The sequence below is a fragment of the Streptomyces sp. NPDC002125 genome (assembly GCF_053593715.1).
In genome coordinates, this window is sequence record NZ_JBSFDD010000059.1 from 1 (window position 1) to 9,833 (window position 9,833).

The 9,833-nt window shown below is 71.2% G+C and carries 11 protein-coding genes; 7 read left to right on the forward strand and 4 right to left on the reverse strand.

Annotated features, from left to right (window positions below; all coding sequences use genetic code 11):
• Nucleotides 1-46: 46 nt before the first annotated feature.
• The 3 genes from tyrS to ACWCQM_RS40545 are packed head-to-tail and all read right to left on the reverse strand — an operon-like array spanning nucleotide 47 to nucleotide 4,283.
• Nucleotides 47-1,315 (reverse strand): tyrosine--tRNA ligase, encoded by a 1,269-nt coding sequence (gene tyrS, locus ACWCQM_RS40535; RefSeq protein ID WP_450920070.1) that lies wholly within the window; start codon nucleotides 1,313-1,315, stop codon nucleotides 47-49.
• Between the two features lie 53 nt (nucleotides 1,316-1,368).
• Nucleotides 1,369-2,763, reverse strand: a complete 1,395-nt coding sequence (locus ACWCQM_RS40540; RefSeq protein ID WP_450920071.1) for a metallopeptidase TldD-related protein — start codon at nucleotides 2,761-2,763, stop codon at nucleotides 1,369-1,371.
• Nucleotides 2,760-4,283, reverse strand: coding sequence for a TldD/PmbA family protein (locus ACWCQM_RS40545; RefSeq protein ID WP_450920072.1), 1,524 nt, complete (start codon nucleotides 4,281-4,283; stop codon nucleotides 2,760-2,762). Before ACWCQM_RS40545 ends, ACWCQM_RS40540 begins: the two co-directional genes overlap by 4 nt.
• Nucleotides 4,284-4,503: 220 nt before the next feature.
• On the opposite strand from ACWCQM_RS40545, the gene fabG reads away from it, so the two are divergent.
• From fabG to ACWCQM_RS40560, 3 genes are all read left to right on the forward strand, one after another.
• Complete coding sequence (gene fabG / locus ACWCQM_RS40550) at nucleotides 4,504-5,223, forward strand: 3-oxoacyl-[acyl-carrier-protein] reductase (protein WP_450920073.1); 720 nt, start codon at nucleotides 4,504-4,506, stop codon at nucleotides 5,221-5,223.
• 5 nt (nucleotides 5,224-5,228) lie between these two features.
• Complete coding sequence (fabI, locus tag ACWCQM_RS40555) at nucleotides 5,229-5,996, forward strand: enoyl-ACP reductase FabI (protein ID WP_450920074.1); 768 nt, start codon at nucleotides 5,229-5,231, stop codon at nucleotides 5,994-5,996.
• 168 nt (nucleotides 5,997-6,164) lie between these two features.
• The gene (locus ACWCQM_RS40560; RefSeq protein ID WP_450920075.1) at nucleotides 6,165-6,536 is read left to right on the forward strand and encodes a hypothetical protein; all 372 of its coding nucleotides are present in this window, start codon (nucleotides 6,165-6,167) and stop codon (nucleotides 6,534-6,536) included.
• A gap of 43 nt (nucleotides 6,537-6,579) precedes the next feature.
• Here ACWCQM_RS40560 and ACWCQM_RS40565 read toward each other — a convergent pair whose 3' ends face one another.
• Nucleotides 6,580-7,254: a FadR/GntR family transcriptional regulator gene (locus ACWCQM_RS40565; RefSeq protein WP_450920076.1), complete on the reverse strand. Its 675-nt coding sequence runs from the start codon at nucleotides 7,252-7,254 to the stop codon at nucleotides 6,580-6,582.
• Nucleotides 7,255-7,382: 128 nt separating this feature from the next.
• Here ACWCQM_RS40565 and ACWCQM_RS40570 point away from each other — a divergent pair, with 128 nt between their 5' ends.
• The 4 genes from ACWCQM_RS40570 (at nucleotide 7,383) to ACWCQM_RS40585 (ending at nucleotide 9,722) form a co-directional block, all read left to right on the forward strand.
• Nucleotides 7,383-8,642 (forward strand): CynX/NimT family MFS transporter, encoded by a 1,260-nt coding sequence (locus ACWCQM_RS40570; RefSeq protein WP_450920077.1) that lies wholly within the window; start codon nucleotides 7,383-7,385, stop codon nucleotides 8,640-8,642.
• A gap of 17 nt (nucleotides 8,643-8,659) precedes the next feature.
• Nucleotides 8,660-8,776 (forward strand): SGM_5486 family transporter-associated protein, encoded by a 117-nt coding sequence (locus ACWCQM_RS40575; protein WP_086010434.1) that lies wholly within the window; start codon nucleotides 8,660-8,662, stop codon nucleotides 8,774-8,776.
• Between the two features lie 138 nt (nucleotides 8,777-8,914).
• Entirely contained in the window at nucleotides 8,915-9,115 is a 201-nt protein-coding gene (locus ACWCQM_RS40580) for a hypothetical protein (protein ID WP_267076476.1), read from the forward strand.
• Between the two features lie 88 nt (nucleotides 9,116-9,203).
• On the forward strand, nucleotides 9,204-9,722 hold the full coding sequence (locus tag ACWCQM_RS40585) for a SixA phosphatase family protein (protein ID WP_450920078.1): 519 nt from the start codon (nucleotides 9,204-9,206) through the stop codon (nucleotides 9,720-9,722).
• Nucleotides 9,723-9,833 lie beyond the last annotated feature (111 nt).

The window sequence follows — 9,833 nt, forward strand, 5'->3', positions numbered from 1 at the left end:
GGTCACGCGAGACGCGTGACCGGCCGCACCGCTGTGCTCTTCCGCGTCAGCCGGCGGTGACCTCGACGGCGGCCAGGTTCTTCTTTCCCCGGCGCAGGACGAGCCAGCGTCCGTGCAGCAGCTCCCCGGCGTCGGGGGCGGTCTCGCCGTCCGTGACCTTCACGTTGTTCACGTACGCCCCGCCCTCCTTGACCGTGCGGCGGGCGGCCGACTTGCTGGCGGACAGCCCGACCTCGACCAGGAGGTCCACCACAGGGCCCAGCTCGGCGACCCTGGCGTGCGGCACCTCCGAGAGGGCGGCGCTCAGCGTCGCCTCGTCCAGCTCGCCGAGCTCACCCTGGCCGAACAGCGCCTTCGACGCCGCGATGACCCCCGCGCACTGCGCGCCGCCGTGCACCAGCGTCGTCAGCTCCTCGGCCAGCGACCGCTGCGCCGAACGCGCCTGCGGACGCTCCTCGGTGAGCTTCTCCAGCTCCTCGAGCTCCTCGCGGCTCTTGAAGCTGAGAATGCGCATGTACGTCGAGATGTCCCGGTCGTCCACATTCAGCCAGAACTGGTAGAACGCGTACGGCGTCGTCATCTCCGGGTCCAGCCAGACGGCGCCGCTCTCGGACTTGCCGAACTTGGTGCCGTCGGCCTTCACCATGAGCGGGGTCGCCAGCGCGTGCACCTGCGCACCCGGCTCCAGGCGGTGGATCAGGTCGATGCCCGCGGTGAGGTTGCCCCACTGGTCGCTGCCGCCCTGCTGGAGGGTGCAGCCGTGGCGCCGGTACAGCTCCAGGTAGTCCATGCCCTGGAGCAGCTGGTAGCTGAACTCCGTGTAGCTGATGCCTTCCTGGGACTCCAGCCGGCGGGCCACCGAGTCCTTGGTGAGCATCTTGTTGACCCGGAAGTGCTTGCCGATGTCCCGGAGGAACTCGATCGCGGACATGCCCGCGGTCCAGTCCAGGTTGTTCACCATCGTGGCGGCGTTCGGGCCCTCGAAGGTGAGGAAGGGCTCGATCTGCCCGCGCAGCCGCTGGACCCACGCGGCGATGGTCTCCGGGTCGTTCAGCGTGCGCTCGGCGGTCGGCCGCGGGTCACCGATCTGGCCCGTTGCCCCGCCCACCAGGGCGAGCGGCTTCAGCCCCGCGAGCTGGAGCCGCCGCATGGTGAGCACCTGCACGAGGTGGCCGACGTGAAGACTCGCCGCGGTCGGGTCGAACCCGCAATAGAAGGTGACCGGGCCGTCCGCGAGAGCCTTGCGCAGTGCGTCCTCGTCGGTGGACTGGGCGAACAGCCCACGCCACTTCAGCTCGTCGACGATGTCGGTCACGGTCGATTCTCTCCTCGGGGGGTTCGGTGGTATGCCGCTCCAGTCTAGGACGGTCAGACGCCCCGGCTGACCGAGCTCATGTGGAAGTCCGGGATGCGCAGCGCCGGCATCGCGGCACGGGTGAACCAGTCGCCCCACTCGCGCGGCAGCGTCCTCTCCGTGCGCCCCGCCTCGGAGGCCCGGGACAGCAGCCCGACGGGGGACTCGTTGAAGCGGAAGTTGTTCACCTCGCCCAGCACCTCGCCGTCCTCCACCAGATAGACCCCGTCCCTGGTCAGACCGGTCAGCAGCAGCGTGGCCGGATCCACCTCCCGGATGTACCAGAGGCAGGTCAGCAGCAGCGCCCGGCCGGTCGTCGCGGCGACCATCTCCTCCAGGGACCGCTCACCGCCGCCGTCCAGGACCAGGTTGTCCATCGCCGGGGCCACCGGCAGATCCGTCAGCCCGGCGGAGTGCCGGGTCGTGGTCAGCCGCTCCAGCTTCCCGCCCTTGATCCAGTCGGTCGGCGCCAGCGGCAGCCCGTTGTCGAAGACCGAGGAGTCGTCCCCGGAGGCGTGCGCGATCACGAAGGGAGCCGACTCCAGCCCCGGAGCGTACGGATCGCTGCGCAGGTTCAGCGGCAGCTCGGAGAGCGTCTCGCCGATCCGCGTCCCGCCGCCCGGCCGGGAGAAGACCGTACGGCCCTCCGCCGCGTCCCGGGCGCCCGCCGACCAGTACTGGTAGATCAGCAGATCGGCCACCGCGGTCGGCGGCAGCAGCGTCTCGTACCGCCCGGCGGGCAGCTCGATGCGGCGCTCCGCCCAGCCGAGGCGCCGCGCCAGTTCCGCGTCCAGGGCCGCCGGGTCGACGTCCTTGAAGTCCTGGGTGGCCCTGCCCGCCCAGGCGGACCGGGTCCGGTCCGGGGACTTGGCGTTCAGCTCCAGCGTCCCGTTCGGCTGGTCGTGGCGCAGCCGCACGCCCGTCGACGTACCGAGATACGTCGAGGTCAGCTGGTGGTGGGCGAAGCCGTACAGCTCACGGCCGCCCGAGCGGGCGCGGGCGAAGGCCTCGCCCAGTGCCGGGGCGAAGTCGGCGAAGACGTCGGAGCCCGTCTCGGCCGGGGCGTCCGTGAAGGCGGCGGACACCGGGATGCCGGAGACCAGCGGCTGCGCGTCCTCGGCCGGCCCGGCGCCGCGTGCGGCGGCCTCGGCGGCCCGGACGAGCGGCTCCAGGTCGTCGGCGGTGACGGCCGAGCGCGACACCACACCGGACGCGGTCCCCTCGGCCCCGTCCACGGTCGCGATCACGGTCAGGGTCCGCCCCCGCGTCACCCCGTTCGTGGTGAGCGCGTTGCCGGCCCAGCGCAGATTGGCGGAGGAGTTCTCGTCCGCGATGACCACACAGCCGTCGGCGGTGGACAGCTCCAGTGCGCGCTCGACGATCTCGTACGGCTTGCTGACGCGGCTCATCGCCCGCCCTCCTGCGTCGTGTTGAGGATGTTCACGCCTCGGAAGAGGGCGGAGGGGCAGCCGTGCGAGACGGCCGCGACCTGGCCAGGCTGGGCCTTGCCGCAGTTGAAGGCGCCGCCCAGGACGTAGGTCTGCGGGCCGCCGACCTTCTCCATCGAGCCCCAGAAGTCGGTGGTCGTCGCCTGGTAGGCCACGTCCCGCAGCTGGCCCGCCAGTCGGCCGTTCTCGATCCTGAAGAAACGTTGCCCTGTGAACTGGAAGTTGTACCTCTGCATGTCGATGGACCACGACCGGTCGCCGACCACGTAGATCCCGCGCTCGACCCCGCCGATCAGGTCCTCCGTGGAGAGCCCGCCCGGGTCCGGCTTCAGCGACACGTTCGCCATGCGCTGCACGGGGACGTGCTCCGGCGAGTCGGCGTACGCGCACCCGTTGGACCTGCCCAGGCCCGTCAGCTTCGCGATCCGGCGGTCCGTCTGGTAGCCCACCAGGGTCCCGTCCTTGACCAGGTCCCAGGACTGCGCCTCGACGCCCTCGTCGTCGTACCCGACGGTCGCGAGCCCGTGCTCCGCGGTGCGGTCCCCGGTCACGTTCATCACGGGGGAGCCGTACGCCAGCTTCCCCAGCTGGTCGAAGGTGGCGAACGACGTCCCGGCGTACGCCGCCTCGTAGCCCAGCGCCCGGTCGAGCTCGGTCGCGTGGCCGATCGACTCGTGGATCGTCAGCCACAGGTTGGACGGGTCGACGACCAGGTCGTACGTCCCTGCCTCGACGCTCGGCGCCCGCATCTTCTCGGCCAGCAGACCCGGGATGCGCTCCAGCTCGGCGTCCCAGTCCCAGCCGGTGCCCGTGAGGTACTCCCAGCCCCGGCCGGCCGGCGGCGCGATGGTCCGCATGGAGTCGAACTCGCCGGTCGTGCCGTCCACGGCCACCGCGGTCAGCTGCGGGTGGACCCGCACCCGCTGCTGGGTGGTGACGGTGCCGGCGGTGTCCGCGTAGAACTTGTTCTCGTGGACCGTCATCAGCGAGGCGTCCACATGTGCCACCCCGTCGGCCGCCAGCAGCCGGGAGCTCCACTCGGAGAGCAGCCCGGCCTTCTCGGCGTCCGGTACGGAGAAGGGATCGACGTCGTACGCGGACACCCAGGTCCGCTCGCCGTGCACCGGCTCGTCCGCCAGCTCGACGCGCTCGTCCGAACCGGCCGCCGCGATCACCTTCGCCGAGAGCTTCGCCATGGCCACGGCCTGCGAGGCCACCTTCGCGGCGGCGTCCATGGTCAGGTCCACCCCGGACGCGAACCCCCACGCCCCGCCGTGCACCACCCGGACGGCGAACCCGAGATCGGTGGTGTCCGACGTCCCGGAAGGCCGGGCGTCCCGCAGCCGCCAGGAGGCGCCGCGCACCCGCTCCAGCCGGAAGTCCGCGTGTACGGCGCCGAGCGCCCGGGCGCGGGCGAGCGCCGCGTCGGCGAGGGCGCGCAAGGGCAGGGCCAGGAACGACTGATCTACCTCGTGGGCCACGCGGGCCTCCCCTTCTCCACCTCAGAAATGTCCTCGCAGTGAATCATGGGGGGTCGCGGTGTCCCCGCGCGCTCGTTTTACGTTCCCGGGTCCGTGCCGGACCCTTCTGTAGGGATCCGACAGTCGCGGCCCGGCGGCGCTGTCAGAGGCCGATTCCCTGGAAGCGGGGTGGTACCGATAGGTTTTCGAGGTACCAGACCGCCAAGGAAAGGGTGATCCGTTGAGCCGCTCGGTTCTCGTCACCGGAGGAAACCGGGGCATCGGCCTCGCCATCGCCCGCGCCTTCGCCGACAACGGCGACAAGGTCGCCATCACCCACCGCTCGGGTGAGCCGCCGCAGGCGCTCACCGAGGCCGGGGTTCTGGCCGTCCGGTGCGACATCACCGACACCGAGCAGGTGGAGCAGGCCTACAAGGAGATCGAGGAGAAGCACGGTCCCGTGGAGGTGCTGGTCGCCAACGCCGGCATCACCAAGGACCAGTTGCTGATGCGGATGTCCGAGGACGACTTCACGTCCGTGCTCGACACCAACCTCACCGGCACCTTCCGCGTCGTCAAGCGCGCCAACCGCGGGATGCTGCGCGCCAAGAAGGGCCGTGTCGTCCTGATCTCCTCGGTCGTCGGCCTCCTCGGCTCGGCCGGACAGGCCAACTACGCGGCGTCCAAGGCGGGCCTCGTCGGCTTCGCCCGGTCGCTCGCCCGTGAGCTCGGCTCGCGGAACATCACCTTCAACGTCGTCGCACCCGGGTTCGTCGACACCGACATGACCCAGGTGCTCACCGACGAGCAGCGCAAGGGCATCGTGTCGCAGGTGCCGCTCGGCCGCTACGCGCAGCCCGCCGAGATCGCCGCCGCGGTGCGCTTCCTCGCGTCCGACGACGCGTCGTACATCACTGGAGCCGTCATCCCCGTTGACGGCGGATTGGGCATGGGTCACTGATCACCATGAGCGGAATTCTCGACGGCAAGCGCATCCTCATCACCGGGGTGCTGATGGAGTCGTCCATCGCGTTCCACACCGCGAAGGTGGCCCAGGAGCAGGGCGCCGAGGTCATCCTGACGGCCTTTCCCCGGCCGACGCTGACCGAGCGCATCGCCAGGAAGCTCCCGAAGCCCGTCAAGGTCCTCGAGCTCGACGTCACCAACGACGAGCACCTCGACCGGCTCGCGGGCCTGGTCAAGGAGGAGCTCGGCTCGCTCGACGGCGTGGTGCACTCCATCGGTTTCGCGCCGCAGGACGCCCTCGGCGGCAACTTCCTGAACACGCCCTTCGAGTCGGTCGCCACCGCGATGCACGTCTCGGCGTTCTCGCTGAAGTCGCTCGCCATGGCCTGCAAGCCGCTGATGACGGACGGCGGCTCGATCGTCGGCCTCACCTTCGACGCGCAGTTCGCCTGGCCCCAGTACGACTGGATGGGCCCGGCCAAGGCCGCGCTGGAGGCCACCTCCCGCTACCTCGCCCGTGACCTGGGCAAGGACAGCATCCGCTGCAATCTGATCTCCGCCGGACCCCTCGGCTCCATGGCCGCCAAGTCCATCCCGGGCTTCGGCGAGCTCGCGGACGTCTGGAACCACCGCTCCCCGCTGGAGTGGAACATGACCGACCCGGAGCCGGCCGGCCGCGGTGTCGTGGCGCTGCTCTCGGACTTCTTCCCGAAGACGACGGGCGAGATCATCCACGTCGACGGCGGCGTGCACATGATGGGCGCCTGACCGCCCACGCCTCACCGACGGCCGCGTACCCCTCGCCGGGGGCACGCGGCCGTCGCGCGTCCGGGCACGTCAGCCCGGCCTTTCCGCGCTCAAGTCGAAAAGATGGCCCTCCCACCGCAGAATGTGGTGGAACCGGACTTTTGGTCAGGCTGTGGGGAGGAGATCGCTGTGCGCTCCACACGTCGCCGAACCTGGGCCCTGCTCGCAGCGGCGGCCGTGGTCGCGGGACTCCTGGCCCCGGTGGCCGTGAGTGCGGCCAACCGGGCGGGGAGCGGGGCCTCGGCCCCCCTCGCCCCGGAGCCCGAGCCGTCGGGCGCCGAATGCCGTACGTCGGTCGAGGGCTCCCGGGTGATCGCCTACTGCCACAACCCGTACCCCACCACCGATCTCGTCCGGCTCCACACCGAGTGCGAGCGCTGGTGGGACGTCGATGCCGACGGCGGGGCGGTCGCCGTACAGCCGGGCCGGACGGTCAAGCTGGAGGACCGCTGCTGGAAAGAGGTCGGCTCGGCCTGGGTCAGCCACTCGGTGAGCCCCTGAACTTCCGGGTCCCGGCCGCTCCGGGCTCCCGAGCTCCGGGCCCCTAGACCCGCTCCCGCAGGCAGTCCATGGCGTGCGCCGAGGCCTCGGCGGCGGCCGTCTCCGCGTCGCCCGCCCGGATCGCCTCGACGAGCCGGGTGTGGTCCATGAGCTCCTCCGGCCTCAGCACCGGACCCACGTCGTCGCGCAGATAGTCGCGGAGCAGGTCGTTCAGGTCGGCGTAGAGCTCGGTCAGCACGTCGTTGTGCGAGGCGGCGACCACGGCGAGGTGCAGGGTCGCGTCCGCGGCCACGAACGCCTCGGCGTCCCCGGACGCCCAGGTCTCCTCGCGCCGCGCCATCAGCGCGTCCAGCTGCCTCATGTCCCGCTCGGTACGCCGGAGAGCGGCGAGGCGGGCCGCCGAGGACTCCAGCGTGGAGCGCAGCTCCGCCACGTGCCGGGGGTCGGCGTCCGCGAACCTGCGCTGCATCACCCCGGCCAGCTCACTGGTCGCCACCACATACGTGCCGGAGCCCTGGCGGATGTCCAGGAGCCCGTTGTGCGCCAGGGCGCGCACCGCCTCGCGCACCGTGTTGCGGGCGACCCCCAGCTGTTCGACCAGCTCGGGCTCGGTGGGGATCCGGGAGCCGACGGGCCACTCGCCGGCGGTGATCTGGTTCCTCAGCTGGGCAATCACCTGGTCGGCGAGAGCCGAACGCCGCGGAGATGTGAGCGCCATGCTGCTCCTTGCTCGTGTTCCGGAAGGGGTCGTCCGGGAGGTGCGGGCCCGTCGGATCGTCTCCAGGATTGTCTCAGGGCGAGACGAGAGGTGGACAGTCAATCATCCCATGATTCTATGATGGGCTCATGCTTCACGAGGAGACCCCGACCTTGAGCCCCGCCGAGACCCCCACCCGTGCACGGCCCGCCCCCGCGCCGTCGCCCTGGACGCTGCGGATCGTCCTCATCGGCCTGGTCCTCGCCGCGCTCAACCTGCGCCCCGCCATCACCAGCCTCGGCCCCCTCCTCGAAGAGGTCAGGGACGGGCTGCACATGAGCGGCAGCGTCGCCGGGGTCCTCACCTCCGTACCGCCCCTCTGCTTCGCGCTGTTCGGCTTCATGGCGCCGCGGCTGTCCCGCCGGTTCGGGCCCGCCGCCGTCGTCTGCGCGGGCATGGCCGCCATCGCGGCCGGGCTCCTGCTGCGCCCCTTCGTGGGCGGCACCGCCGGGTTCCTCGTGGCCAGCGCCCTCGCCCTGATGGGCATCGCGGTCAGCAACGTCCTGATGCCCGTCATCGTCAAGCGCTGGTTCCCCGACCGGGTCGGCAGCGTGACCGGCCTCTACTCGATGGCCCTGGCCCTCGGCACCGGCCTCGCCGCCGCCCTCACCGTGCCCCTGACCAGCGCTCTCGGCGGCAGCTGGAAGACCGGACTGGCCGTCTGGGCCGCGCTCGCGGCCGTCGCGGTCCTGCCCTGGGCCGCGCTGGCACGGGACAGGGGCGCCGCCCCCGGGGAGCCCGGGGAACAGACCGCCGGCCCGGCCCCCGCCCTGCGGATCACCCGCAGCCGGACCTCCTGGGCGCTCGCCTGCTTCTTCGGCCTCCAGGCCACCGCCGCCTACATCACCATGCAGTGGATGCCGCAGATCTACCGCGACGCCGGGGTCTCGGCGGGCACCGCCGGCCTGCTGCTCGCCGTGATCATGGCCATGGGCGTACCGCTCGCCTTCGTCATCCCGAGGGCCGCCGCCCGGCTGAAGAACCAGGGCACCATCGCGCTCGTCCTCGGCGGCTGCGGGCTCGTCGGCTACGCCGGCCTCTATCTGGCACCCGCCGGCGGTGCCTGGCTCTGGGCGCTGCTCCTCGGCATCGCCAACTGCGCCTTCCCGCTCGCCCTCACCATGATCGGGATGCGGGCCCGCACCGGCGCGGGCGTGGTCAGGCTCTCCGCCTTCGCCCAGTCCACCGGCTATCTGATCGCCGCCCCCGGGCCCCTGCTCGTCGGTGTGCTCTACCAGCACAGCGGCGGCTGGGGACTGCCGATCCTGCTGATGGCGGGGCTCCTGGTGCCTCAGATGGCCGCCGGGGTGATCGCCGGAAGGGACCGGACGATCGAGGACGAATGCTGAGATGCGACACTGTGCGCATGCCAGTGCTCGATCCGAATCCCCAGAACGGCCAGAAGAAGCTTCTCCTCGTGTTCGGGACGATGCTTCTCATCTCCGTGGTCATCGGTGTGATCGCCACGATCGCCTCCCCCTGACCACCCGGGGGTGGGGACAGCCCCACCATCCCCTAGGGGGCCAGGTTCAGGGTCGAGTGGGTGGGTCACCGGATGGGACCGCCGCCGGCCGGCCCGTAGGTTCTTGGTGAAACCAGCCGAGGACCCATGGAGGCGGACATGCCGGCCCCTACCCGCACCCACCGCCCCGCCACCGACACCGTCGAGGTCCGGCTGCCGTGGTGGGCCGTGGCGCTGCCCGCCGTCGCCTTCGCCGCGCTCCTCCTGCTGATCCTGGAACCCGGCCAGGCGCACGCCGCCGCGAGCGACCCCGCGATCGGGCGCCTCGTCGGGCACTTCCTGGGACTTCTGCCCGCCTGACCTGCCCCTGACAACGTCGTTCACCCGCAGCGGGCGAGCACGTCAACACCCTGCGCCCGGAGCCGCAATTCATGCGAAGCTGAGGTGTATGAGCGTCGATACACCTCGCAGGATCGTCCTTCTCAGGCACGCCAAGGCGGAATGGTCGCAGTCGTCCGACCATGAGAGGCCACTGGCCGAACGGGGCAGGAAGGACGCTCCCGTCGCGGGCCGCAGGCTGGCCGATTCGGGAACCGTCTTCGACCTGGCTCTCTGCTCGACCGCCACCAGGACCCGCGAGACCTGGAAGCTGGCGGTCCACGAGTTCGACCAGCGTCCGAGGACGGTGTACGAGGAGAGGCTGTACGAGGCCTCCCTCGGCGAGCTGATCGCCCTGTTCGACGAGACCCCCGACGACGTGCGGAACCTCCTCGTCATCGGCCACAATCCCGGCATGCACGGCGCCGCCGACGCGCTCAGCGGATCGGCGGAGGGCGATTCCCTCGCCCGCATGACCAGGGACGGCTTCCCGACCGCCGCCTACGCCGTCGTCGAGTTCACCGGCTCCTGGAAGACCCTGGAGCACGGTGTCGGCAAGCTCGTCGAGTACTGGACGCCGAACGACTGACCGAGGACGTATGCAGGGGCGCCGGCCCGGACGCGGGACCGGCCACGTACGACGTGCGGCTGAGCGTGGGGGAGGAGGCGGAACTCCGCTGGCTCCCCGAACAGCTCGTCT

What these genes read in the sequence shown, in the direction of transcription:
- ACWCQM_RS40580 (WP_267076476.1), top strand. Translation starts at nt 8,915, where the DNA reads ATGCCGGCCCCTACCCGCACCCACCGCCCCGCCACCGACACCGTCGAG.
- ACWCQM_RS40565 (WP_450920076.1), bottom strand. Translation starts at nt 7,254, where the DNA reads ATGGCGCTCACATCTCCGCGGCGTTCGGCTCTCGCCGACCAGGTGATT.
- fabI (WP_450920074.1), top strand. Translation starts at nt 5,229, where the DNA reads ATGAGCGGAATTCTCGACGGCAAGCGCATCCTCATCACCGGGGTGCTG.
- ACWCQM_RS40570 (WP_450920077.1), top strand. Translation starts at nt 7,383, where the DNA reads ATGCTTCACGAGGAGACCCCGACCTTGAGCCCCGCCGAGACCCCCACC.
- ACWCQM_RS40575 (WP_086010434.1), top strand. Translation starts at nt 8,660, where the DNA reads ATGCCAGTGCTCGATCCGAATCCCCAGAACGGCCAGAAGAAGCTTCTC.
- ACWCQM_RS40585 (WP_450920078.1), top strand. Translation starts at nt 9,204, where the DNA reads ATGAGCGTCGATACACCTCGCAGGATCGTCCTTCTCAGGCACGCCAAG.
- ACWCQM_RS40540 (WP_450920071.1), bottom strand. Translation starts at nt 2,763, where the DNA reads ATGAGCCGCGTCAGCAAGCCGTACGAGATCGTCGAGCGCGCACTGGAG.